This window comes from Thioalkalivibrio sp. ALD1 (assembly GCF_000381245.1).
In the GTDB taxonomy this organism is placed as follows: Bacteria; Pseudomonadota; Gammaproteobacteria; order Ectothiorhodospirales; family Ectothiorhodospiraceae; genus Thioalkalivibrio.
In genome coordinates this window covers 299955-325875 of the sequence record NZ_KB906242.1, presented here as the reverse complement: position 1 = coordinate 325875, position 25921 = coordinate 299955, and the positions used below count along the sequence as shown (strand labels likewise).

18 protein-coding genes, 1 tRNA gene and 1 other RNA gene are annotated in these 25921 nt (G+C 64.8%); 2 read left to right on the top strand and 18 right to left on the bottom strand.

The features are described from left to right. Position 1: 1 nt before the first annotated feature. The 18 genes from F623_RS0106155 to F623_RS0106075 all read right to left on the bottom strand — a co-directional run bounded on the left by F623_RS0106155 (position 2) and on the right by F623_RS0106075 (position 21120). The gene (locus F623_RS0106155; RefSeq protein ID WP_018861317.1) at positions 2–1378 is read right to left on the bottom strand and encodes a FliI/YscN family ATPase; all 1377 of its coding nucleotides are present in this window, start codon (positions 1376–1378) and stop codon (positions 2–4) included. Continuing rightward, a complete protein-coding gene (locus F623_RS0106150; protein WP_018861316.1) occupies positions 1375–2079 on the bottom strand; it encodes a FliH/SctL family protein in 705 nt (234 codons plus the stop codon). Before F623_RS0106150 ends, F623_RS0106155 begins: the two co-directional genes overlap by 4 nt. Then, positions 2076–3089, bottom strand: a complete 1014-nt coding sequence (gene fliG / locus F623_RS0106145; RefSeq protein ID WP_018861315.1) for a flagellar motor switch protein FliG — start codon at positions 3087–3089, stop codon at positions 2076–2078. The genes F623_RS0106150 and fliG overlap by 4 nt, the downstream gene beginning before the upstream one ends. Continuing rightward, a complete protein-coding gene (gene fliF, locus F623_RS0106140) occupies positions 3079–4737 on the bottom strand; it encodes a flagellar basal-body MS-ring/collar protein FliF (RefSeq protein ID WP_018861314.1) in 1659 nt (552 codons plus the stop codon). Before fliF ends, fliG begins: the two co-directional genes overlap by 11 nt. Positions 4738–4766: 29 nt before the next feature. Beyond that, a complete protein-coding gene (gene fliE / locus F623_RS0106135) occupies positions 4767–5096 on the bottom strand; it encodes a flagellar hook-basal body complex protein FliE (RefSeq protein WP_018861313.1) in 330 nt (109 codons plus the stop codon). Between the two features lie 147 nt (positions 5097–5243). Beyond that, positions 5244–6617, bottom strand: a complete 1374-nt coding sequence (locus F623_RS0106130; protein WP_018861312.1) for a sigma-54-dependent Fis family transcriptional regulator — start codon at positions 6615–6617, stop codon at positions 5244–5246. A 185-nt stretch (positions 6618–6802) separates the two neighbouring features. Next, positions 6803–8191 carry a sigma-54-dependent Fis family transcriptional regulator gene (locus F623_RS0106125; protein ID WP_026278635.1) on the bottom strand — a complete coding sequence of 463 codons (1389 nt, stop codon included), beginning with the start codon at positions 8189–8191 and terminating at the stop codon, positions 6803–6805. Positions 8192–8277: 86 nt separating this feature from the next. Further along, complete coding sequence (locus F623_RS0106120) at positions 8278–8811, bottom strand: PilZ domain-containing protein (protein WP_018861310.1); 534 nt, start codon at positions 8809–8811, stop codon at positions 8278–8280. Positions 8812–8880: 69 nt separating this feature from the next. Next, positions 8881–12756: a phosphoribosylformylglycinamidine synthase gene (gene purL / locus F623_RS0106115; protein ID WP_018861309.1), complete on the bottom strand. Its 3876-nt coding sequence runs from the start codon at positions 12754–12756 to the stop codon at positions 8881–8883. 86 nt (positions 12757–12842) lie between these two features. After that, positions 12843–13262: a secondary thiamine-phosphate synthase enzyme YjbQ gene (locus F623_RS0106110; protein WP_018861308.1), complete on the bottom strand. Its 420-nt coding sequence runs from the start codon at positions 13260–13262 to the stop codon at positions 12843–12845. A 54-nt stretch (positions 13263–13316) separates the two neighbouring features. Continuing rightward, positions 13317–13677: a transfer-messenger RNA gene (ssrA, locus tag F623_RS13150) on the bottom strand. 18 nt (positions 13678–13695) lie between these two features. Beyond that, positions 13696–14790 carry a 23S rRNA (cytidine(2498)-2'-O)-methyltransferase RlmM gene (rlmM, locus tag F623_RS0106105; RefSeq protein ID WP_018861307.1) on the bottom strand — a complete coding sequence of 365 codons (1095 nt, stop codon included), beginning with the start codon at positions 14788–14790 and terminating at the stop codon, positions 13696–13698. 94 nt (positions 14791–14884) lie between these two features. After that, positions 14885–16618 carry a thiosulfohydrolase SoxB gene (soxB, locus tag F623_RS0106100; protein ID WP_018868240.1) on the bottom strand — a complete coding sequence of 578 codons (1734 nt, stop codon included), beginning with the start codon at positions 16616–16618 and terminating at the stop codon, positions 14885–14887. Positions 16619–17094: 476 nt separating this feature from the next. Next, positions 17095–18099, bottom strand: coding sequence for a class I fructose-bisphosphate aldolase (locus F623_RS0106095; protein ID WP_018861305.1), 1005 nt, complete (start codon positions 18097–18099; stop codon positions 17095–17097). 143 nt (positions 18100–18242) lie between these two features. After that, entirely contained in the window at positions 18243–18800 is a 558-nt protein-coding gene (locus F623_RS0106090) for an RDD family protein (RefSeq protein WP_018861304.1), read from the bottom strand. 32 nt (positions 18801–18832) lie between these two features. Beyond that, positions 18833–19303: an SgcJ/EcaC family oxidoreductase gene (locus F623_RS0106085; RefSeq protein WP_018868241.1), complete on the bottom strand. Its 471-nt coding sequence runs from the start codon at positions 19301–19303 to the stop codon at positions 18833–18835. A gap of 38 nt (positions 19304–19341) precedes the next feature. Beyond that, positions 19342–20904 carry a phospholipase D family protein gene (locus F623_RS0106080; RefSeq protein ID WP_018868242.1) on the bottom strand — a complete coding sequence of 521 codons (1563 nt, stop codon included), beginning with the start codon at positions 20902–20904 and terminating at the stop codon, positions 19342–19344. A 139-nt stretch (positions 20905–21043) separates the two neighbouring features. After that, positions 21044–21120, bottom strand: a tRNA-Val gene (locus F623_RS0106075). Positions 21121–21387: 267 nt separating this feature from the next. On the opposite strand from F623_RS0106075, the gene F623_RS0106070 reads away from it, so the two are divergent. Both F623_RS0106070 and F623_RS0106065 read left to right on the top strand, forming a co-directional pair. Continuing rightward, positions 21388–22290 (top strand): complex I NDUFA9 subunit family protein, encoded by a 903-nt coding sequence (locus F623_RS0106070; RefSeq protein ID WP_018868243.1) that lies wholly within the window; start codon positions 21388–21390, stop codon positions 22288–22290. Positions 22291–22366: 76 nt separating this feature from the next. Beyond that, positions 22367–25867 (top strand): DNA methyltransferase, encoded by a 3501-nt coding sequence (locus tag F623_RS0106065; RefSeq protein ID WP_018868244.1) that lies wholly within the window; start codon positions 22367–22369, stop codon positions 25865–25867. Positions 25868–25921: the final 54 nt, after the last annotated feature.

The following is a 25921-nucleotide window of genomic DNA, read 5'->3' as shown; positions in this document are numbered from 1 at the left end:
CTCACACGGCTCCGGTCAGCGCCAGCAGCTCATCACGCGCCTGATCAAACCCAATCGCCTCGTCTCGACCCTGCCCAAGGTACGCCTCCAGCCGCTCGTGCATCGCCACCGCTTCGTCCAGGTGCGGATCCGCCCCCTTGCGGTACGCACCCACGGCGATCAGGTCGCGGTTTCGCATATAGGTCGAGGCCAGATCACGGAAACGCCGGGCCGCCTGCTCGTGTTCGGACGTGATCAGCGCGCTCATCACTCGCGAAACCGACGCCGACACGTCGATCGCAGGATAGCGCCCGGTTTCCGCGATCTCGCGCGAGAGGACCACGTGCCCGTCAAGGATCGCGCGCGCCGCATCCACGATCGGGTCATTCTGGTCATCCCCCTCGGCCAGCACCGTATAGAACGCCGTGATCGAACCACCGCCCACATCTCCGTTCCCCGCTCGCTCCACGAGCTGCGGGAGGCGCGCAAACACCGAAGCGGCATAGCCTTTCGACGCCGGCGGTTCGCCAATCGCCATCGCGATCTCGCGCGCGCCCTGGGCAAAGCGCGTGAGCGAATCCATCAGCAGAAGCACATTCAGTCCACGGTCCCGAAACGATTCCGCCACAGTGGTGGCTACCCAGGCCCCATGCTGGCGAAGCAACGGCGACTGATCGGCCGGGACGGCCACTACGACAGTCCGCTGGCGGGACTCCTCGTCCAGGATCTCGTGGATGAATTCATTCACTTCGCGCCCACGCTCGCCGATCAACCCGACTACGATCACGTCCGCGTTGGTATTGCGCGTCATCATTCCGAGCAGAACGCTCTTCCCGACCCCGGAACCGGCAAACAGGCCAAGCCGCTGCCCCCGGCCAACACAAAGCAGCCCGTTGATCGACCGGATCCCGACATCCAGCGGTTCCCGCACCGGCGCGCGCTGCAGCGGGTTGATCGGGCGCCCCGAAAGCGGGCTGTGGTCACGCGCGCGCAAAGGGCCCTTGCCATCCAGCGGCTGGCCATTGGCATCGATCACCCGCCCGAGCAGCGCATCCCCGACCGGGATCTCGCGTTGGGTATCGAGGGGCTCAATGCGCGCACCGGGTGTCAGGCCCGAGGCCAGTTCCTCCGGCATCAGAAAGGTGCGATCGTTCTGGAATCCGACCACCTCCGCCGGGACCGACGCGCCGTTCTCGCCGTGGATCAGCGCCCGCCCACCCATCGGCAGACGCAGCCCCTCGGCCTCGAAGGTCAGGCCGGTCAGGCGCGATAGCCGCCCCTCGGACTGCACGGGATGAACCCGTTCCAGCCGGCCACGTGACTGTTGCAGGCGTTCCAGAAGGCCCGAGGCCAGCCGCTCCTGTCCCCGCTGATGCAGTGTGTCCAGCCGCGAGCTCACGTCCCGTCTCCCGGTGCCGAACCATCTTCCGGTTGTTGCGAGGCGGACGCAGAGGCCTCCAGCTCGCCCCAGATCGCCTCGACCGCCTGCTGCAGACGATGTTCCAGCGAGGCATCGACCAGCGCCGCGCCCGCCTCTACACGGCAGCCACCGCGCGCCAGCTTGGTATCGGATACCCAATGCACCCCGGCATCCAGCCCCTGGGCATAGTCCTCGAGCAGGGCGCGATCCGCAGGGTGAACATGCACCCGCACTTCCTGATGCCGGCCGGGTAGCTGCGCCAGCGCCCGGTGCAGGACCTGCTCGATCAGCTCGGGGCGAGTCTTTAGTTCTGCCGCCAGCACCTTGCGGGCGATCGCGACGGTCAATTCGAGGAGTTCGGGTTCCAGCTGATCGGCCGCCTCGGCCAGGGGATCGATCAGTCCACGCCCAAGGGACTCCAGCTTGGCCACCGTCTCGCGAAGCTGTTTGTCGGCCTTGGCTCGTGCGGCCTTCTCGGCTTCCTGCTTTCCGAGCGCATGGCCTTCGGCGTAGCCAGCCTCGAATCCATTCTGACGCGCCTGGTCCTCGATGGCCTCGATCTCGGCCGCCGTTGGCAGGCGCCGCGCCGGACGCACTCCGCCCTCACCGATCTCCGGTGGCTCCCATACCGACGCATCCGGGTCATGCACCCGCGTTTGGGCGCCGGAACCCGAGGTCACAACATCGCCTCGCTACCCTGCCCGCCGAGCACAATCTCGCCGTTCTCGGCCAGGCGGCGGGCGACCGCCAGGATTTCCTTCTGCGCCGCCTCGACCTCGCTCACGCGGACCGGGCCCTTGGCTTCCAGATCCTCGCGCAGCATTTCGGCCGCACGCTTGGACATGTTGCGGAAGATCTTGTCCTTGAGGTCCTCGTCGGCTCCCTTCATCGCCAGCACCAGGGAGTCCGTCGAGATCTCGCGCAGCAACGTCTGAATACCGCGATCGTCAATATCGACCAGGTTCTCGAACACGAACATCTCTTCTTCGATGCGGCCACCAAGATCCGAGTCCGACTCCTTGATGGACTCCATGATCTCTGCCTCGCGTGCGCTCTCCATCAAGTTCATGATGTTGGCGGCTGTGCGAACGCCCCCCAGCATCGAGGTCTTGCTCGCGGCATTGCCCGACAACTGGCGGTCGAGGATTTCATCCAGCTCCTGCAATGCCTGCGGCTGGATGCCATCCAGGGTTGCAATGCGCATGACGATGTCGGTCTGCACACGCGAGGGCAGGTATTGCAGCGTGTCCGACGCCTGATCGGAATCCAGGTGCGACAGCACGATCGCGACAATCTGCGGATGCTCGTTGCGCAGCATGTCGGCGATCGCCCGCGGATCCAGCCACTTGAGCGCATCGATCCCCTTGGAATTTCGCCCGAGCAGGATCCGGTCAATCACCCCCGAGGCCTTTTCGCCCAGTGCGTTCTCCAGCACGCTGCGCACGTATTCGTCCGCACCCACGCCCAGTGCCGTCTGTTCCTGCACATGCGTGGAGAACTCATGCAGCGCGGAATCGACATCGGCGCGCGAGATACGGTCCATCGAGGCCATGGCGGTCCCGATCTTCTGCACCTCTTTCGGCCCCATGTGGCGCATGACTTCGGCAGCGGCATCCTCGCCGAGACTCATCATGAACACCGCGGCGCGCTCTGCACCATCGAGCTTTCTTGCTTGCTTGTCAGCGGCCATCGTCACCCAACCACGACTTCATTACCTGTGCCACGCGCTTCGGATCCTCGCGCACCATGTCGCGTACAGCCTCCAGATCCATCTCCTGCTGGTCCGGCCCCTTGGGCCCGGTCAGGGCCGCCACCGCGGATCCTCCCCCCGCCGGTCCGCCAGCGGGGCCGACACCCGACTCGTCCGTCAGCGCCTGTTGCTGTTCGACCCGTCGCTCGCGCGGCGGCCGGGCCATCAGTTGCTTCAGCGCCGGGCGCACCACTGTCAGCAACAGGATCAGCGCCAATATCAGGCCCGCACCAATCTTGACCATCTCGAGGAACCAGGGTTGCGACCAGAACGGCACCTCCTCCTCGACCATCTCCTCCACGGGCGCCTCGAATGGCGCGGTGACCACGTTCAGCGTATCGCCCCGCGCCTCGGAGAAGCCAACGGCCTCGCGCACCAGTGCCTCGATCCGCTCGAGCTCTTCCGCATCGCGGGCCACGCTCTCGGTCGCGCCGTCGTCGCCAACCTGCTCGCGAAAGTCCACCACTACCGCGGTCGAGACCCGGCGAATGCCACCGGGTGCCTCACGGATATGGTTGATGCGCCGGTCGACTTCAAAGTTACGGGTGACATTGGTGCTCCGGCTCGTGGGTATTGGTGCCGGTGCCGCCTCGCCATCCGGGCCTTCCACTGCACCGCCCTCCGGCGGCTGATTGGTCAGCGCGCCAGGGACGCCGGCCGGCCCACCATCCAGCCCGCTGCGCTCGTCTTCGCGTGTTTGCTCGGAACGCAACGCAATGGTTTCCGGGTCGTACAACTCCTCGGTGCGCTCGACCTGAGAGAAATCAATATCGGCGTTGACCTGGACGCGCACCTTGTCTGCACCAACGATGGGTGCCAGCAGGTTATGGATCCGCTCGGCATAGCGCTGTTCCACCTCGCGCGAGAACGACAGACGGTCACTGCTGGCCATACCACCCCGCTCGGCGCCATCCTGCGTCAGCAGGCGACCGCGCTGATCCACCACGGTTACCCGTTCTGCCTCCAGGTCGGAAGTGCTCGAGGCAACCAGATGGACGATCGCAGCAACCTGCGACTCGGAAAGCGAACGGCCGCCACGCAAATGCACCACCACCGAGGCGCTGGCAGGTCGCCGATCCCGCACGAAGACCGACTGCTCGGCCTGCGCGATATGCACACGCGCCCGCTCGACCGCGTCCAGCGACGAGACCGTACGTGCCAGTTCGCCTTCCATCGCACGATGGAAACGCGCGCCCTCGACCATACGGCTGGTACCCAGCCCTGTATCTTCCTGCAGCAACTCAAAGCCGACATCGCCGGAGCGTGGCAGGCCTTCCGACGCCAACTGCAAACGAGCCTCGGCCACGTCTCCCTGCGGGACCTTCACCTGTCCCGTGGTGGCATCCACCTGATACGAGATACCCGCCTGGGAGAGCGCCTGCACGACTTCTGCCGCTTCCTCGCTTTCCATGCGGGGAAACAGGGGCACATAGGTCGGACGGAAAGCCCAGTACAGGACGGCCACGATCACCACGATCGCGCCGGCCAGCATGCCCAGAAGCGCAAGCTGGCGACCCGCCGGCATCCCATTGAAGTCCCGGATTCCGCCACTGAGCACGGCGGGCAGGGATTGTGCGTTCTCGGCCATGAGTCCTTATTCTCCGTGGGATCCGGGCATCAGACCTGCATCCGCATGATTTCCTGATAGGCATTCAACAACCGATTGCGCACCTGGTTCGTGGCCTCGAACGCGATGCTGGACTTGTTCATGGCTACCATCACCTGGGGCAGACTGACATTCTCGTCGCCAAGCTCGAAGCGCGTCTGCAGATCGCTCGCATCCTGTTGCACCTGATTCACCCCGCGCAGCGAGTCGCGCAGCACGTTCTGGAAGTCCGCCCCGCCGACCTGACTTGGCTGCTGGGTGGGATTGGTCCCCTCCACGCCAGAGTTCTGGGTCAGCTGGCGCATCTGGGCCAGCACGTTCTGAATCTGCAACTCGCTCATGATCTAGACTCCCCTCTTCCACCATCCAGGCGCCCGGCAACCGTCGGTCAGCCTCGGCCCTAGCCAGGCGTGGACCCCCAGGGCATGTGGCCGGTGTGCCCGGAATACTCCAATGCAGCCAATGCAAGGCACGTGCCAGTAACTCCGCTAGTTTCCAGCGGAAGGCACCGCGAATCCCGACTCTCGCAGGCGCGCGATCTTGTAACGCAATGTTCTGGGGCTGATTCCGAGTCGTTCCGCCGCCTCCTTGCGACGCCCACCCGACTCGCGCAGCACATTGAGAATCACTCGGCTCTCCTGCGTCTGCAGGGTCTGCTCCAACATGGGCGTCGAGTTCTCGTCGACCAGGTCACTGGAATCCTGATCCGTGGCGTCCAATGCCTGACGCTCATGCGTACCCCAGGGCATCAGCATGTCCAGGTCCAGCCAGATCGCTTCCCCCCCGATAACCGAACCCCGTTCCGTATCGTGCAGGGTCACGGCGCGCTCCATCACATTCGCGAGCTCGCGTACGTTCCCCGGCCAGTCGTGCTCCACCAGCCGTTTCTGTGCAGACGCATCGAGATCGGTCAGAACGTTGCTGCTTAGACGCCGCAACAACGCGCGCGCCAACGGCACAATGTCCTCCGGCCGCTCGCGCAGGGGCGGGATCCAGACGGGAAAAACATTCAGGCGGTAGTACAGGTCATCGCGCAGCACACCCTCCGCCAGCGCCTCGCGCAGATCGCGGTTCGAGGTCGCAATGACCCGTACGTCCACTCGGCGAGCCTGTCGCCCCCCTAGCGGTTCCACCTCGCGCTCCTGCAGTACGCGCAGCAGCTTGGCTTGCAGATTCACCGGAATTTCGGTGACCTCGTCGAGCAAAAGCGTCCCACCGTGGGCCTGTGCAAACTTGCCCGCACGGGCCTCCAGGGCGCCGGTGAACGCGCCCTTGGCGTGCCCGAACAGCAGCGCCTCCAGCATGGTTTCCGGAAGGGCCGCGCAGTTGACCGCCTCGAACGGGCCATGTGCACGGGGAGAACGCGCGTGCACCTGGCGGGCCAGTACTTCCTTGCCCACGCCCGACTCACCGGTAACAAACACAGTCGCCGGGCTCGCGGCGATCCGTGACACGAAGGCATCGAGCAACTGCATCGAGACGCTTTGCGCCACCATCCGGGGAATCACGATGCCAGGCGAAGGCTTGACGATCGTCCGTAGCCATTCGCCCATGGCATCCGCCATGCTCGGGAGTGCGAAGTGTGCGGCCAACCCCTGACGAAACGCCCGGATTTCATCTTCGTGCGCTGCGTCAGACCCAACAGCGGCCACCGGAACCTGCTCGCCGAGAGCATTCCAGTCACCCTGGGCATCACCACTGGCTACCAGTACGACCCTCGGGCGATGTGTCTCCAGCGCAGCCGCGAAGGCATCACTCTGGCAGGACTCCAGACGCACACGCGGAATCGTCGCCAACACACGCACGACCGCCTCGCGCAACGCGGGCTGTGCATCGACAAGCAGAATGGTTGCTCTGGACATAAACCGGTTCCTCGAAAGTTCAAGAGGCAACCAGCAAAAACCAAGCCAGAAAAGATAAATAAAAGGGATACAGCGAGTTAGGACTGGAAGCGAACGCTCATCGTCAAATCCTCGTCAGGCGATTCACTCCCGGAACGCTCCCCATCTGACGGCTTCCCGACGATGGAGCCCGACGAAACGCCGCGTCAGGCTTTGCCCAACCCGAACTTGCGCATGCGCTCGACCAGGGTGGTGCGGCGCATCCCGAGCCGCCGCGCCGCACGGGCGACTACCTGCCCGGTTTCGTTCAATGCCGCCACGATCATTTCTCGTTCCAGATCGTTCAGATAGCCCCGTAGATCCACCCCCTCGGGCGGGAGTCCCTCGCGGGGCAACCCCAGGGCTGGGGCCGTCGAACCCGCAACCTGGCCGTTCGCATCACCCTGGGGCAGCATGCTCAGGTCCTCGATTCCCTCCGGCCGGACGCGTGGCGGAAGCTGCCCGAGGTCCACCGGAAGGTCCGGATACATGATGGCCAGCTGCTCCAGCAGGTTCGCCAGTTCGCGGATATTCCCCTTCCATTCCAGCTGACTCAGATGGGCCATCACGGCCGGGGTCAGGTGGGCCGGTGTCATCCCCTGATCCCGCAGCCTTTCCTCCAGCGCGGACACCAGCGACGGGATGTCACTGGCACGCTCGCGCAGCGGCGGCAGCTCGATGGGGAATACACTCAACCGGAAGAACAGATCCTGCCGGAAACTGCCTTCGGTCACTGCGTCATCCAGGTCGCGATGAGTAGCGGCGATGATGCGAGCATTGGTGGAGATCGACTTGTTCGAACCGACACGCTCGAACACCCGCTCCTGCAGCACGCGGAGCAGCTTAACCTGCATAGGCAACGGCATGTCGCCGATCTCGTCGAGGAACAGCGTGCCATCACCCGCCAGTTCAAAACGACCGGTGCGCGCCGTGAAAGCCCCGGTAAAGGCCCCCTTCTCGTGCCCGAACAGTTCGCTTTCGAGCAGATCCGCCGGGATCGCTCCGCAGTTGACGGCCACGAAGGGCTTGTCCGCACGATCGGAAGCGGCGTGAATCGCACGTGCGATCACTTCCTTGCCGGATCCGGTCTCACCCAGGATCAGCGCAGTGGCATCGGTGCGCGCCACCTGCGCCACCAGACGCTTGACCGCCAGCATGGTCGGGTGCACCCCAACCAGACCCGGCATGTCGTCATGGCCGGGCTCGCGGCCATAGCGGAGCCACTGCAACACCTGGCTGACCTGGGCGATCGACAGCGGATGCTCGACCACGCAACCCGACCCCGGAGCGGTGATTTTCTCGCCATCGGTTGGCTGTACGACCACCGGCGTCTGGTTGTTCAGTCCCTCGAGCAGGCGCTGGTCTAGTTCCGCTGCCGGGCCGCACCACCATACCGCGGCGGCATCGGAACCGCCGTCAATTAACGCCTCGGCTGTCTGGTGAGGCTCGGTCTCGCAGCCAAGACAACTCAGGATGGCCTGCGTGTCGCGGGCGGCGCCTGGTTCACCGGTGAGAGCTATCCGTAGTTCCTGATTGCGTCCGTTCAGATCCGTCATACCGGCCACCGCTCGCAGACTGAGTTGACTCATATGGGACTCGCGAGGGACCCATACGAATGTGTGATGTGCGTCTCAGTATCCGGCTAGTTGTGACTGGCGTCAACTTTCTGTCGTTTGTCGGCAATCTCGCGTCGGTGGAGTCGAAAAATCCAGCGCGCGAGTGCCTCCCGGAGGCTGCCTTCCATGCCCGCCCACCGCATCAGCTGGACGTTTCCGGCGGTAGTCGGAGTCTCGACACCCAGCACGCAAGGCTGCGGCAGAAGCCGGCTGAGGTAGATCTCCAGGCGGTCGCAATTCTCCGGAACGGTCTCCGCCGGCAGCACAATCCCGTTCCGCGACAAGGTCACCTCCACCGGGTCGGGTCGCTGCGGATGCAGCGACTCGGCGACCAGGTGCAGCAGCAGGTCCAGCTTGTGCTCGAGACGCTGGATCTCGGGGGCGGATTCGTCTTCGTGCGGGATCGAACGTGGGTGGGTATCGTCGAAAAGATCCAGGCTCTCGATCAGGCGTTGTGCGAGCCCCGGGTCGGTCAATGCTCGCTCCGAGGGCCCAATCGACAGCGCGCTGGTCACTCGCAGATCGTCGCCCAGATACTCGTCCCATTCACCGGTCGTCATTGGACCTCCAGGTCATGCACAGGCAGGAATCGCGCCCTGTTCCGAAGCCTATAGACCGTCACGCGACGATCAGCCAACAAACACGCGCGCATTGCGGAACAGTCGCATCCAGGGCCCATCCTCGCCCCAGTCACGCGGGTGCCAGCTGTGCTGTACGGTCCGGAAGACCCGTTCGGGATGCGGCATCATGATCGTGGCGCGCCCATCCTGCGTGGTGAAACCCGTGGCGCCCCCTGGGGAACCATTGGGGTTTGCCGGGTAGTGCGTGGCCGGCTTGTCGTCCGCCTCCACGTAGCGCAGCGCCGCCTGGTCGTGCACCGGCACCTCGTCGGCGTAACGCACGCGGCCCTCCCCGTGCGACACCACCACCGGAAGCAGCGATCCGCCCATACCGTCCAGCAGTACCGAGGGCCCTGGTTCCACGCGGACCAGTGACAGCCGCGCCTCGAACTGCTCCGAACGGTTGCGCACAAAACGCGGCCAGTGGTCCGCCCCGGGGATCAGCGGGGCCAGATGGGACAACATCTGGCAGCCATTGCAGACCCCGAGCGTAAAGCTGTCTCCACGCTCGAAGAAGGCCTGAAACTGATCGCGCAACTCCGCGTGATTCAGGATGGTCTGCGCCCAGCCACCACCGGCCCCGAGCACATCACCGTAGGAAAAGCCGCCACAAACAGCGAGGCCCTGCATCTCGTCGAGCGCCCGGCGCCCTGACAGAAGATCGGTCATGTGAACATCCACGGGCTGAAAACCCGCACGCTCGAACGCAGCCGCCATCTCCAGCTGCCCGTTCACCCCCTGTTCACGCAGAATCGCCACGCGTGGACGAGCGCCGGTCGCGATCAACGGGGCCACGAGGTCCTCCTCCGGATCGAAGCCCAAACGGACGACCAGTCCGCCGTCCGCTTCGACACGCGCGAACTCCTCGTTGGCACAATCCGGATCATCACGCAGCCGTTGCATGGCGGCCGAGGTCGCCTGCCATGTTCCCTGCAGCTGCGCACGGGTGGAATCCAGCAAGTCTTCTGGTCCCTGGCGCACGAGGATGCGTTCATCAATGCGCAAGGTTGCAACCCGGTGTAGATGCGCGCCCAGACCGACAGCGTTCAGTCCGTCACGAAGCGCAGCCTCTGCCCCCGGGGCCAGCTGCACGACCGCACCCAATTCCTCGTTGAACAGCCACTCCTGCGCACGATGATCGTCGGGCACCGTGATCTCCAGCCCGCAACGACCGGCGAACGCCATCTCCGCAAGGGTCGTGAACAGACCACCATCGGAGCGATCGTGATACGCGGCCAGCAGGCCCTTGCGGCGCAGCCCCGTGATCACGTCAAAAAATCCGCGCAGACGTGCCACATCGACCAGATCCGGTGTCTCGCACCCGATATGCCCCCAGGCCTGGGCCAGTGCCGAACCGCCTATGCGGGTGTTCCCCTCGCCCAGGTCAATCAGCCACAAAGCCGGATCCGCACCCGGGTTCAGCTCGGGTGTCACGCTACGACGAACATCGGCGACCGGGGCAAAGCCCGAGACGATCAGCGAGATCGGCGAGTACATGTCGCGCGCCTCGCCATCGGCGGTCTCCCAGACAGTCCGCATCGACAGCGAGTCCTTGCCGACCGGGATGGAGATGCCCAGGCCCGGGCAAACGTCCTCGGCCACCGCGCGCACCGTATCGAACAGGTTTGCATCCTCGCCGGGGACGCCGGCGGCGGCCATCCAGTTGGCCGACAGCCGGATCATCTCGGTACTGTCGATATCGGCGGCGGCCATGTTCGTCACGACCTCGCCAATGGCCATGCGCCCCGAGGCCGGGCCGGAGAGCACGGCCAGGGGCGTGCGCTCGCCCATAGCCATCGCCTCGCCGGTATAGCCCTCGAAGTCGGTCAGCGTCACGGCACAATCGGCGACCGGCACCTGCCACGGGCCGACCATCTGGTCGCGCGCGACCAGCCCGCCCACGCTGCGATCGCCGATCGTGATCAGAAAGTGCTTGGCGGCTACCGCCGGCATCTGCAGCACGCGATGCACCGCTTCATCCAGGGGGCAGGCGCCCGCGTCAAAATCAGTGGTGGGTGGTGTTGCGCGACGGTCCTCGCGCGTCATGCGCGGCGTCTTGCCGAGCAGCATGCCCATCGGCATGTCCACCGGCGGCTCGTGGAACAGCCGGTCCTCGACCTTCAGGTGGCCTTCCTCGGTCGCTCGTCCCACCACTGCGAACGGGGCCCGCTCGCGCTCCGCCAGCATGCGGAAGGTCTCCAGGCGGCCGTCGTCCACGGCCAGCACATAGCGTTCCTGTGCCTCGTTGCACCACAGCTCCATCGGCGACAGACCCGGCTCGGCGGTTGGGACCTCCCGCATCTCGATCACACCGCCCCGCCCGGCATCGTCGAGGATTTCGGGGATGGCGTTGGAAAGGCCGCCCGCACCCACGTCATGGATTGACCGAATCGGGTTCTGCGTACCCAGCGCGGTGCAGCGGTCGATCACCTCTTGGCAACGCCGCTCCATCTCCGGGTTACCCCGCTGCACCGAGGCGAAATCGAGCTGCTCCGCACTGGCGCCACTCGCCATCGACGAGGCCGCCCCGCCGCCCAGGCCGATCAGCATCGCGGGCCCACCCAGCACCACGATCGGCGTGCCCGGGGGCACATCCTGCTTGTGCACGTGTTCGCCCCGGATCGATCCCAGCCCGCCGGCCAGCATGATCGGCTTGTGGTAGCCGTACAGGGCGTCGCTTCCGTCCGGGCGCGGCAGCGCCATCTCGAAGGTGCGGAAGTATCCGGCCAGCGCCGGGCGGCCGAATTCGTTGTTGAATGCGGCGGCGCCGATCGGGCCGTCCAGCATGATCTGGCGCGCACTCTCGATCCGCTGCGGGCGTCCGAAGTCACGCTCCCACGGCTGCGGCAGCTCGGGGATCTGGAGATTGGAGACGGTAAAGCCGGTCAGCCCCGCCTTGGGCTTCGAGCCCTGGCCGGTGGCCCCCTCGTCGCGGATCTCGCCCCCCGAGCCGGTGGCGGCGCCCGGGAACGGAGAAATCGCGGTCGGGTGGTTGTGGGTTTCCACCTTCATCAGGATCGGCAGATCCAGCGATTCACGCTGATATTCGCCGGTGATCGCGTCCGGCATCAGGCGGATGCCCGAATGCCCGGCGATCACCGAGGCATTGTCACTGTAGGCGGACAGCACACGCTCCGGATGCTTCTGGTGGGTACTGCGGATCATCCCGAACAGGGTGCGTTCGTCCGCCTCGCCATCCAGGATCCAGGCGGCGTTGAAGATCTTGTGGCGGCAGTGTTCAGAGTTCGCCTGGGCGAACATCATCAGTTCGGCATCGGTGGGTGCCCGCCCGAGCGCCGCGTAGCCCTCCGCCAGATACTCGATCTCGTCCGGCGAGAGCGCGAGGCCCAGATCGACATTGGCGGCTTTCAGTGCCCGGTGCGGGTCGTCGCCCAGCTCCACACGCCCCAGCGAGCGCGGCGTCTCGGACTGGAACAGCCGCGCCGCCTCCGCCGGATCCTCGATCACGGTTTCGGTCATCCGGTCGTGCAGAACATCGCCCAGTGCCTCGAGGGATGCGCCTTTGGCCCCCTGCCCGCCAATCTGCCAGTGGATGCCGCGTTCGATCCGCCCGACGGCCTCTTCCAGACCGGCGTGGTGCGCGATCTCGGTGGCCTTGGACGACCACGGGCTAATCGTGCCGAAACGGGGAATCACCACCAGCTCGCGCTGAATCTCGAAGTCCGGCTCGCGCCAGGCCTCGCCCTCGCGCAACAGGCGGTCCAGGATCGCGTCTTCTTCCGCCGTCAGGCGGCGTCGGGGTTCGATGAAGTAGACAAAACGCGCCGTCAGTGGGCCCGCCTCAGGAACACTCGCCCGCAGGCCGGCTTCCAGTGCCCGGAGCCGAAATGGCGAGACGGCGATACCCCCTTCCACAAACCGCATTGCGCTTCCTCGATACCCGGAGATGACAAAGGCTGCGCATTGTACCGGACCCGACGCCGGGCCGGGACCGCTACTCGCCTACTGGATCACTCTCCGTGGACCGTTACCGTCAGCGTGCGGGTGTGCGCGGCGTAGCGGTGCTCCCACAGGAACAGGCCCTGCCAGGTCCCCAGGACCAGCCGGCCGCGCCCGACCGGCACGGTCAGGTCGTTGTGGGTCAGCATCGCGCGGGCATGGGCGGCCATGTCGTCGTCGCCTTCCATATCGTGCCGGTAGGCCGGATCGGCGTCCGGTGCCATGCGCGCAATCAGGGTCTCCAGGTCATGGCGCACATCGGCATCGGCGTTCTCGGTCACCAGCAGCGAGGCGCTGGTGTGGTGCTGGAAGATATGACAGGTACCGGTGGTGATCCCGCTGGCAGCCACGATCTCGTCGATCTGGCGCGTGATGTTGATGGTGCCCCGCCCCTCGGTACGTACGCGAAAGGTGTCCTGATGCACGGCCATACCCGTCTCCCCAACAAAAAAGCGCCCGAAGGCGCTTGATTGGACTTGCTAACTTGGTGGAGGCGGCGGGAATCGAACCCGCGTCCGCAGGCCCTCCGCCCTCGGCTCTACATGCTTATTCTGTCTTTGAGTTTAACCAGCCGCTACCCGACAGGCAGGGAAAACAACTGGCGATCCCGGTTTAGTTTTAATGGATCCACGCCGGGCGCGCTTCACCACGAGCTTGTGAGAGTCGACGCCCGATACTGGACGCACAAGCACGGCTCCAGTCGGACGGCATCTACCGGTTTTTAAGCGGCGAGTGCGTAGTTGTCGTCGTTGGCAACTATTTTTTTGCAGTGATTTTTACGAGGCTCACCACATCCTCGGCATGCACCTCAGGTTTCGCGACCCGCGTCGAATCCAAGTCGCCCCCTTGCAGTACACAGACAGTCTAGCGCGCCCGAGGTTCCCCGGCCAGTTGAATATGCACGGTCACCTCCTCTCGGTCGTGATAGAGCTGCCGCGCCCTGCATTCGCAAGGGATTCCCGCCACTTCCAACCGCTGTACAAGATGCACCAGGCAGTCCCGCACGGTCTGCCAGCGTTTCTTCATTGGCAATTTCAGGTTGAACACCGCCTCGCGACACCAGCGCCTTTCCAGCCAGTCACCCATGCGGGCCGCGACACGCGCCGGCTTGTCGACGATGTCGCAGACCAGCCAGGTCACGGGGTTGGGCGGTTCCCAGAAAAAGGCATCCTCGCGGTGATGTTCCACCTGTGTGGTGGCCATCAGGCGCTCGTCCATCGGACCGTTATCCACGGCATGCACATACATGCCCCGACGGACCAACTGCCAGGTCCATCCACCCGGAGCGGCTCCGAGGTCCACGGCCTGCATCCCCTCGGCCAGCCGCTCGGGCCACTGATCCGCCGGAATGAACGTGTGCCAGGCCTCCTCCAGCTTCAACGCCGAACGACTGGGCGCGTCGGACGCCGCCCGCAGGCGCGGCTTCCCTTCCGGCCACTCGCTGCGCTCGCCCCGACTGGAAAACGCGATCTGCACACAATCGCCGGCGGACCAGAACAGGTGTGCCCGCACGCCTGCTGCATCGGTCACCAGCAGGTCGCGCTTGCGCAACACGGCCTGCAGCGGCCGATCCAGTGCTCGCGCCAACCGGACCAGCGACTGACCTTCGTTAGTGTCCGGGCACTCGTGCCACAGCGAGTCGAAGCGGATTCCCGTCAATTGGAGCTGATCAAGGATCGGCGTTACCCGATCCTCCCGACCCAGTCGTTCCAGCGGGTGCAGGGCCAGCACGCGCTGGCGGGCAAAAACCAATCCATCCAACGGCAGGGCCGCGGCCAGCCCCATCAGATCCCCATCCGCCGGGACAAAGCGTACGTAACCGGTATCCGGCTTCGAACGTGGATAGGCACCCAGACCCGCGTCCGCCGCCCGCTCCGTCAACTCGGCAATCAGGTCCGGCTCGAAGCCCGGGCGGCAGTAAAACAGCAGTTCGGACGCCGTCGCCTCAATCGACACCATGTCCCCTCCATGAAAAAAGCCGCCACACCCGGGGGGTGAGGCGGCTTCGAGGGTACCCGGACGATGACCTCCGGGCCACCACGGAACGGTCGAATTACAGATCCAGGCCCGGATCTCCTTCGACGTTCTTCAGCTTCGGCACGTAGGGCTTGCTGACCTCGACCGAGCCCTTTTCGCGCAGATAGTCCGCGACCAGTTCCCAGACCGGTTCGGAATCCAGCGGCTCGTGCACGTTCGCCCAGCCGGCGACCACGTACTTCTTGTCCATGTCGATCGGCTCGCCATTGATCTCCAGGTCGCTGATACGCGAACCCATCGACTCGTGCGGGTCGATGGTGTACTTGATCCCGCCGGTGCGAACCATGTCGCCGCCACGATGGTGGTACGGGTTCTGGTTGAAGATCGAGTTGGCCACGTCTTCCAGCGTGTTCTTCAACTGTTCGCCGGTCATCTCGTTACGCTGGACCTCGGAGTACGTGGTCACGGTCTGGGTCATCACCTCCTCGAAGGTGATCGGCTGACCCGGCAGGACACTCACACCCCAGCGGAAGCCCGGCGACAGCGCAATCTCGGCATCCAGTTTTTCGCGCAGGGCATCCAGGATGACTTCGTCGAACGTGCCGTTAAAGTTGCCGCGGCGATACAGCACACCCTCGGTCACGGCCAGCTCTTCGTTCAGTTTGTCCTGGTAGGGCTCGTGGACCTTCTTCACGTGCTCTTCCATCTCCGGATCGGCGTCCAGCAGGTTGGAGAACACCGGCAGCATGTGGAACTTGTAGTCGCGCACGCCGTTGTCGCCCACATCCAGGTCCAGCAGGCCCAGGAACTTGCCGTTCGAGCCCGCGTTGGTCACCAGGGTGATGTCGCCGCCAGCGTTTTTGATCTCCATCGCGCCCGGAACCGCGTCATGGGTGTGACCACCCATGATCACGTCGACGCCTTCCAGATTGCGCGCCATTTCCATGTCCGTGACCATGCCGTTGTGCGACAGGATCGCGACCACCTTCGCGCCCTTCTCGCGGCACTCGTTGATCATGCGCTGCATGTTTTCGTCGCGGATGCCGAAGCTCCAGTCCGGGAACATGTAGCTCGGGTTGGCAACCGACGTGTAGGGGAAGGCCTGGCCAATGACCGCCACCGGCACACCATTCATCTCGCGGATGGTGTACGGCTCGAACACCGGATCGCCCCAATCGCGGTCCTCGATGTTCTGCGCCAGGAAGTCGATGTCGTTCGGCTTGAAGTCGTTCTCGATGATCTCGAGCACGCGCTCGTCGCCAAAGGTGAACTCCCAGTGGCCGACCATGATGTCGATACCCAGCAGTTTCTGTGCATCGACCATGTCCTGCCCATCATCCCACAGCGACACAGCCGTGCCGTGCCAGGTGTCACCGCCGTCCAGCAGCAGCGAGTTCGGCCGGTCGGCGCGCAGCTTCTTGACCAGCGTGGACAGATGGGAGAACCCTCCCATGCGGCCGTACTTCTCCGCTGCATCCACATAGTCCAGGTGCGTAATGGCATGGGCCATCGGGGTGCCGGGCTTGATGTCGAACCACTCGAGCAGATCCTTGCCCACCAGCACCGGCGGCTTGCCCTGCATGTCGCCCACGCCAATGTTCACGTTCGGCTCGCGGAAGTAGATCGGCTTCAGTTGTGCATGGCAGTCGGTGTAGTGCATGAACGAGACGTTCCCGAACTTCGGAATGTCGTACATCTCGCTGCTCAGGGGCTTCCAGGACCCCTTCTCGCCGGCCCAGGCATTCATCGAGAAGCCGGCGGCACTCGCCGCGACCATGGCTTCGAGGAATTCTCTCCGAGTCAGATTCATTGACTGGCTCCTATTGGTGGTTTGAGTTGGATTTAATGCAATTTCTAGCTGGGCCTGTCCCGGCCCTCTTCCCGGTTATTCCGGACGTGCATCCGCCAGTTTTGTTCCATCGGCAAAGCCGTTCCTGGGCGCGCGGGCTACTGGAGTTGCTGAGATTTCGCGCGGGATCGGACTCGAAACAAGCCTGTTCCCTTCCGATCAGCGGAGACAAAAGATTGCGCCAGGAGCGTGCCAGAGCCACCACGCAGTTCACAAAAAAGGCCTGTCACCCTGGGGGTAACAGGCCAAGACGCGACATACACCGCCAGAGGACTCGATGCGGGGAGCACTGCGCCGCTAGCGCTGATCGCTGTGCCCTCGCCGATCGGTCCGTACCCGGCAGCTACAGCCTACAAATACCTCGACCAGTGGAAATTGATTCAGATCAACGAACCCTCGAGTTGGTGATCACATCCACTGATCGTAGTCCGCGCCGCCTAGGCCGCGTATTTGCCTTCCGCGGCCAGTCCATTGTCACGTGCACGCTCGTAGACCGTCTTCTGTGCGCCCTCGAAATTCGCCTGCATGTCCTGACCCCACAGCTGCATCGCCGCCTGCTGCATGCCGCGCCCATACGAGAACGACAGCGGCCAGGGCGTGCCGCCAATACGGTTCATCGCATCCAGATGTGCGGTGGCGTCGGCATCGTTTTGTCCACCCGAGAGAAACACGACGCCGGGAAGTATGGCGGGCACCGCAGAGGCCAGGCAGCGCAAGGTCGCATGGGCCACGTCCTCGACACTGGCCTGCTCCGGGCAATCCTTGCCGGGGATGACCATGCTGGCCTTGAGGATCGTGCCTTCCAGCAGGACATGATGCTCGTATAGCGCACTGAACACGGCCCGCTGGGTCGCTTCGGTCACGCCATAACAGGTTTCGATGTCGTGATCGCCGTCCATCAAGACCTCGGGCTCCACAATCGGTACCAGCCCCTGCTCCTGACAAAGCGCCGCATAGCGCGCCAGCGCATGGGCATTGGCCTCGATACAGGTATCGGTCGGCATGGTCTCGCCAATGGTGATCACCGCTCGCCACTTGGCGAATTTCGCACCCATCTTGGCGTATTCCTGCAGGCGTTCGCGCAGCCCGTCCAGACCCTCGGTGACCTTCTCGCCGGGGAACCCCGCCAGGTCCTTGGCGCCCGTATCCACCTTGATGCCGGGCAGGATGCCCGCTTCGCGCATGACATCGACAAACGGCTTGCCGTCGCGCGTCGACTGACGCAGGGTCTCGTCATAGAGAATGGCGCCGGAGATGTACTCGTTCAGCTTTGGGGTTGTAAGCAGGAGTTCGCGATAGGTCCGGCGATTCTCCTCGGTATTCTCCACGCCCACGGCATTGAGTCGCTTGCCGATCGTGCCCGTGGATTCGTCGATCGCAATGATGCCCTTGCCGGGGGCGACCATGGCTTCGGCCGTCTCGATCAGGGTGTCGATTTTCATGTCTGCTCCTTGGGGTCGGTATGCCCGAATGGATTTCCGTTGGAGAGTAGCTCCCCACCTGCGGTTCTTCCATACGGACTCCCAACGCCCGGGCGCAGTTCACAAACAGTGGTTTCTATGGCACGCAACGACGCGCCCCCGACTTAGTTCAGCCACTCCTTGCGCACGACGAACGTCTCCGCGATCAGGTCGTGCAGCGCCTGGCGGCGGCGGGTAAAGGCCACCATCAGGTAGCCGATGCCGAACAGCAGCCCCGAGAGGATCTCCGCGAGATAACGCCCCGTGGCGCGCATAAAGGTGATGCGCTCGCCGTGATAGTCGACCACGCGCAGCCCCACCGCCATCTTGCCCACCGTCGCCTGGTAGCGGGAGCTGTGCATCCCCGCCCAGTACAGCCAGGCCACCAGGATGTTGATCAGCATCCAGGCAATATCGGCCGCCATCAGCTCGGGTTCCGGCCCCTTGGGTGCCATCGTCTCCGGGCTGATCACCATCTGCGCCACGATCTGCGGCACCCCGATCACCACCATGTCGACCAGGGTGGCCAGCACACGCCGCCAGAACCCGCCAAAGGCGGCGCGATCCTCCGGCGGCCCGGCGTGCGCCGGCGACGCTACGGCCACCTCGACCAGATCCGCTCCACAGCCATTGCAGTAGCGCGCCTCGGGCGGGTTGTCCCGCCCGCATGCCTTACATTCCATGTAAACCCCTTTTCGTCCCTGATACTGCAGCCCTACGGATGCACGACCGTGTTATGCCCGAACCGGATCTGCCAGCCGTGGTGATCGTCCCGCTCGAGCAGAAAGCTCATACGCGTGTACAGCACGCCATCCCCGCGATCCGGCAGCCCGGCCGGCATGGACTCGATATCCGATACCCGCAGCACGGCCTCGGCAAACGCCGTGTCTTCGCTCAGCATCGAAATATCCTGGACATCCACGCTCAACGAGCTGCCCGCAAACGGCCCCTGCAGGACCTCGGCATGCCGCTTGGCATTCGTCGCACGATCATCAAAGCGCGTCCCGAACAGGTTCACCAACCCCGCGTCTTCCTGATAATCCCGCGCCCAGGCCTCGCCATCACCGGCCGCCCAGGCCGCCTCCTTGGCTTCCAGGATGCGCTGGATTTCACCTTCATCGGCACCCGCGGTAGAAATCAGCGCGGCCAGCGGCAGCGCGAGCAGCGAGAGCAGTTTCCTGGACATGACAACTCCAATAATGAACGGCAAGACAGGCCCCCTGTTTACAGGAGCGGCTCCACAGGCGCCAGTCGCGTGATTCCGGACAGGAAGCGCCGCCAGATGCCCGCTTTCGGATCGGTACGGTAGAGCGTGCCCTCGTCGTCCGTCCAGACCGGCCAACCCTCGTCATCCAGCCGAACCTGATACGCCAGCTCCGGCCGGGTGCTGTGCTCGTACAGTTCCAGCAACTCCTGGACGATCTCCGGCTCGCGCAGGAACACGCCCAGCTCGGTGTTGGTGTAGCGTGAGCGCGGGTCCAGATTGAACGAGCCGACAAACCCCTCCTCGCGGTCGATGATCAGCGCCTTGGTGTGCAGGCTCGCGTGCGACGAGCCGATCCCCATCTCGCGATCCTCGGCCGCGCGCGGCGGCAATGCGGTCGGGCGCAGCTCGTGCAGCTCCACCCCGGCCTGCAGCAATGCAGGACGGCGACGCGAGTACCCGCTGTGCGTAAAGGCCACATCATTGGCCGCCAGGGAGTTTGTCAGCACACTCACCCGGACCCCGCGCTCACGCATCGCGATCAGCTGCGCCGTGCCGTCCCGCCGCGGCACAAAGTACGGCGAGATCATCAACAACTCGTGCTCGACCGCATCCAGACGACGCGCCACCGCCTCGGCCACGCCTTCGCGGATGTCTTCATGTCCCTTGGCCTTGCCGACGTCATCCACCACCAGCTTCGCCTGGTGGGTCCAGGTGTACACCCCGGCATCATCGATCGGCTCCGCAAGGGGCGCGCCGTTGAACGGCTCCAGGGCAAGCAGCGGGTGGCCCTGGTGCCCTTCCAGCCAGGCGTCGAGCTTCTCCCGCTGCCGCGCGAGCTTCTCCGGGTTCTGCTCCACGCGGCGCATGCGCTGCAGGTCGATCGCCGCCCGGCTGTTCCAGTACTCCACGAATGCGTGGTCGACCTGGATCGCCAGGGGCCCAACCATCACCAGATCCAGGTCGGTAAAGTTGTAGTACGGGCTGACCTCGAAATACTCGTCGCCGATATTGCGCCCGCCGATGATCGCCAGGTGCCCGTCCACCACCCAGGCCTTGTTGTGCATACGGCGGTTCAGATCGCTGCCACGAAAGACAAACTCCACCCCCGCACGCACCGCACCCCGGCGCGTACGAAACGGGTTAAACACGCGAACCTCGATGTTGGGATGCTGATTGACCGCCGCCAGCAGGTCATCGCTGCCACGCACATCCATGTCGTCCAGCAACAGCGACACCGACACGCCTCGATCCGCCGCATCCAGCAACTCGCCGAGCAGCGTGCGACCGGCCACGTCATCGCGCCAGATGTAGTACTGGATATGGATGCGCTCCTGCGCCTTGCGCGCACTCTGCACCCGCCACTGGAAGGCCTCCGCCCCGGTATCCAGCAACCGGAACCCCGTCTGCCCTTCCTCCACCGCCGGCAACGTATCCAGCCAGGCGGCCAACTCGCCCTGCGCCGCCGGCGCCTGAGGGGCGCGGTCCATGCGGTCCGGGGCAGGCTGCATCGGCGCACACGCCGCCAGAACTGCAACCAGCAACGCCGCGACGAGCGGCTGAAGCAACGCGCGCGTGTTCATTCGCAGACGTTCGACCTCTGCTCCCACCCAAGCCCCAATGCCTACAGCATGTACCGCCCGTGCGAACCATTCCATGGTCCGTCTCCCCCAAAACAAAAAAAGCGAGCCAGGACACCCGGGCTCGCTTTCTTTCAGATACTGGTAGGCGCGATTGGACTCGAACCAACGACCCCCACCATGTCAAGGTGGTGCTCTAACCAACTGAGCTACGCGCCTGTCGTCTTCGAGCCGCGTATTCTACGCGCTCCCTGCCCCCTGTCAAAGCCCATCGTAACGCATTGTCTTCCCGCCACCATCCCATCTCCAGCCATCGCGAACGATGCAGTCGCCCGGCGCCTTGACGGCCATTGCATCGCCCGGAGATACCATCCCCCACGGGGATCATTCTCCCTTCACCCCAGTCTTACCTATAGGCCATTTGCCAGACGGATCGACAACCATCCACATCCCGTAACGATCGGATTCGCCCAGAGGGGGCTCATCATGCGCCCGGACCTGATCACCGTATTCGGCGGCACCGGCTTCCTCGGCCGCACAACCGTGCACGAACTGCTCAACGCCGGACATCCCGTGCGCATTGCCTCGCGCCACACGGCGCTACCCGCCTCCCTGCAAGACCACGCCCGCCTGGAACACTACCGCGCCGACATCCGGGACGAAGCCGATGTCGCCCGCGCCCTAGAAGGCGCCAGGGGCGTCATCAACGCCGTCAGCCTGTACGTGGAGCAACGCGACCTGCGCTTCACCACCATCCACGTCGAAGGGGCCGCGCGCCTCGCCCGCGCTGCCCACAAGGCGGGCCTGGAGCGAGTCATCCAGATCTCCGGCATCGGCGCCGACAGCGACTCGCCATCGCCGTACATCCGCGCCCGAGCCGAAGGCGAAGCGGCCGTACTCCGCGAATTGCCAAACGCCATCATCGTGCGCCCCAGCGTCCTCTTCGGCCCGGGCGACGCCTTTGTGCGCAACCTCGCCGGCCTCGCCCCGCTGCCGGTGATCCCCCTGTTCGGCCGCGGCACCACCCGCCTGCAACCGGTACACGTCGGCGACATCGCCCGTGCCCTCGCAAGCCTGTGTGCAGACGATCCGCCCACGCACCAAACCTTCGAACTCGGCGGCCCGGACATCCTCACCTATCGCCAGATCGTGCGCCTGGTCCTCACGCACCTGGGCCGCAAACGCCCAATGCTGCCCATACCATTCACCGTCTGGCACGCCCTGGCCGCCCTGGGTTCGCTACTCCCCAACCCACCCCTGACCCGCGATCAGATCTACCTGATGCAACAGGACAACATCGCCAACTCTGCCTTCGGCAGCTTCGGCGACCTGGGCATCACACCCCACTCCTTCGAACAATCCCTGCCCAACTGCCTCCCAGCCAGGTAATCCCAACCCACTCAGACAGGACAACCGCGGCCGGAATCGGTAAGGTCTCCACAGAACGAAAACGGACTTACGTCACATGGATGGACTCGCGGCCCGCCCGGCCCACGCCGAAGAATCCGGCCCCGCCCCCATTGCCCCGCCGGAGCAGGTCGAGGCCTTCCTCGACCGCTGGCAGGAGGCCGGCGGCAGCGAGCGCGCCAACTACCAACTCTTCCTCACCGAGCTGTGCGCGCTGCTGGACCTGCCGCAGCCCGACCCGGCCAGCGACGACACCGCAGACAACGCCTACGTCTTCGAACGCCGCGTGACGATCCGCAACCCGGATGGCAGCGAGAACCGCGGCTACATCGACCTCTACCGCCGCGGCTGCTTCGTGCTGGAGGCCAAGCAGACCGGCAAGGGCCTGCACACCCAGGGCTGGGACAAGGCCATGCTCGCCGCGCAGAACCAGGCCGACCAGTACGTGCGCGCCCTGCCGGAAGACGAAGGCCGCCCGCCGTTCATCGTGGTCACCGATGTCGGCCGCAGCCTCGAGCTCTACGCCGAGTTCTCCCGCTCCGGCGGCACCTACGTCCCCTACCCGGACCCGAGCCGCCACCGCATCCGCCTGGAAGACCTGCGCGACCCCGAGATTCAGCAGCGCCTGCACCACCTGTGGCTGGCGCCCGACCAGCTCGACGCCAGCAAACACGCCGCCCGCGTCACCCGCGAGGTCAGCGCGCGCCTGGCCGAACTGGCCAAATCCCTGGAACAGCACGGCTTTGATGTCGAGCGCGTCGCCCACTTCCTCAAGCGCTGCCTGTTCACCATGTTCAGCGAGGACGTCGAACTCCTGCCCAAGGGCAGCTTCACCGCCCTGCTGGAGCGCCTGCAGCAGAACCCCGAACACTTCCCCGACGCCATGCGCTCGCTGTGGGAGACGATGAACACCGGCGGCTATGAAGGCCAGCTGATGCACAAGCTGCAGCGCTTCAACGGCGGCCTGTTCCAGAACATCGACCCCATCCCGCTCAACGCCGACCAGATCGGCCTGCTCATCCAGGCCGGCAAGGCCGACTGGCGCTTCGTCGAACCCGCCATCTTCGGCACCCTGCTGGAACGCGCGCTGGACCCGCGCGAACGCCACAAGCTCGGCGCCCACTACACCCCGCGCGCCTACGTGGAACGCCTGGTCATGCCCACGCTCATCGAGCCCCTGCGCGCCGAATGGAACACCGTGCAGGTCGCCGCCGAGGCCTGGCTGCAACAGAACAAGCCCGACAAGGCCCTGGACGAACTGCACCGCTTCCATCAGCGCCTGCGCGAAGTCCGCGTGCTCGACCCCGCCTGCGGCTCCGGCAACTTCCTCTACGTGGCGCTGGAACACCTCAAGCGCCTGGAAGGCGAAGTGCTCAACCTCATCCGCGACCTGAGCGCCGGCCAGGCCACCTTCGACACCGAAGGCCTCACCGTCGACCCGCACCAGTTCCTCGGGCTGGAGATCAACCCGCGCGCCGCCGCCATCGCCGAGATCGTGCTGTGGATCGGCTACCTGCAATGGCACTACCGCCTGCACGGCCGCCTCAGCCTGCCCGAACCCATCCTGCGCGACTTCCACAACATCGAATGCCGCGACGCGCTGATCGACTTTGATGCCCGCGAACCCATGACCGACGACCACGACCAGCCCGTGACCATCTGGGACGGCATCAGCTACAAGAAAAGCCCCGTCACCGGCGAACTCATCCCCGACGAAACCGCCCGCACCCTCGTTTACCACTACAGCAACCCGCGCCGCACCGAATGGCCCGAGGCCGACTACATCGTCGGCAACCCGCCGTTCATCGGCGCCGCCACCATGCGCCGCGCACTGGGCGACGGCTACGTGGATGCCGTGCGCAAGGTCTTCAAGGGGATCGTCCCGGACTCCGCCGACTTCGTCATGTACTGGTGGCACATCGCCGCCGAGAAGGTGCGCAAGGGCGAGGCCCGACGCTTCGGCTTCATCACGACCAACAGCCTGCGCCAGACCTTCAACCGCCGCGTCCTCGAACCGCATCTGAACAACACCAAGAGACCGCTGTCGCTCGCCTTCGCCATCCCCGACCACCCCTGGGTGGACAGCGCCGATGGAGCTGCCGTGCGCATTGCCATGACCGTTGGTGGATCCGGAGACCAGCCCGGGATACTGCGGCATGTCGCCAACGAGCGTGATACGGACGACGATGCCCGCACCGTGGAATTGAGCCACAGGGCGGGGAAGCTTTTTGCGGATCTAACCATTGGAGCCAACGTCGCAGGCGCATTGCCGCTTCGGGCCAACTCAAACATCAGTCAGCGAGGATTCGAACTCGGTAATTCGGGTTTCATCATTGAGTCTGACGATGCGACTCGCTTGGGACTGGGCCAGACGTCGGATGTTGAAGGAGTCATCCGCCAATACCGAAATGGTCGTGACCTCACGCAACGACCTCGCGGCGTGATGGTCATCGATTTCTTCGGGCTGACGGCGGAAGAAGCTTGCAAGCAGTATCCGTCGGCTTTCCAGTGGGTGCTTGAGCGTGTGAAGCCCGAACGCGAACAAAATCGTGATCGGAATCTTCGAGAGAATTGGTGGCTCCACCGTCGACTCCGCACGGACCTTCGTGCGCAGATAAAGGGCCTCCCGCGCTACATCGCCACCGTCGAAACCACCAAGCATCGCGTCTTCCAGTTCCTAGACGGCCACATCCTACCCGACAACATGCTGGTGAACATCGCCATCGAGCAGCCCGCCACCTTGGGTGTCCTGTCCAGCCGCATCCATGCCGCATGGGCGCTCGCCGCAGGCGGGCGTCTGGGCATGGGCAACGATGCCCGCTACAACAAGACCCGCTGCTTCGAGACCTTCCCCTTCCCGGAACTCGACGATCAGCAGGCCGCCACCATCGGCGACCTCGCCGAACGCATCGACGCCCACCGCAAGGCGCGCCAGGCCGAACACCCGGACCTCACCCTCACCGGCATGTACAACGTGCTAGAAAAATTGCGCGCCGAAGACCCGCTGACCGCCAAGGAACGCACCATCCACGAACAGGGCCTCGTCTCCCTGCTGCGCGAACTGCACGACGATCTCGACCGCGCCGTCTTCGACGCCTACGGCTGGAACGACCTCGCCGACCGCCTCGTCGGCCGCCCCGGCGCCACCACCCCGCTGCCGGACAAACCCGCCGACCAGGCCGAAGCCGAAGAAGAACTCCTCAGCCGCCTCGTCGCGCTCAACACCGAACGCGCCGCCGAAGAAGCCCAAGGTCACATCCGCTGGCTCCGCCCCGACTACCAGGCCCCCGAAGCCACCCAGACCACCGCCACACTGGAAGCCAAACCCGAGGACGCCGCCGAGACCCCGACCGAACCGGCCAACAGGCCCACCTGGCCCAAATCCATGCCCGACCAGGTCGAAGCCGTCCGCCGCCTCCTCGCCATCGGCCCACAAACCCCCAAAGCCCTGGCCAGCCACTTCAAGCGCAAACCAACCAAGTCCATCACCCAGGTCCTCGCCGCCCTCCAGATCCTCGGCCAGGCCACCACGGACAACGATCACTGGCGCCTGACATGACAATCCCCAAGCAGCAGCAAGGGCTAACCGCTCGCCGATGGCCCCCAAACCGCA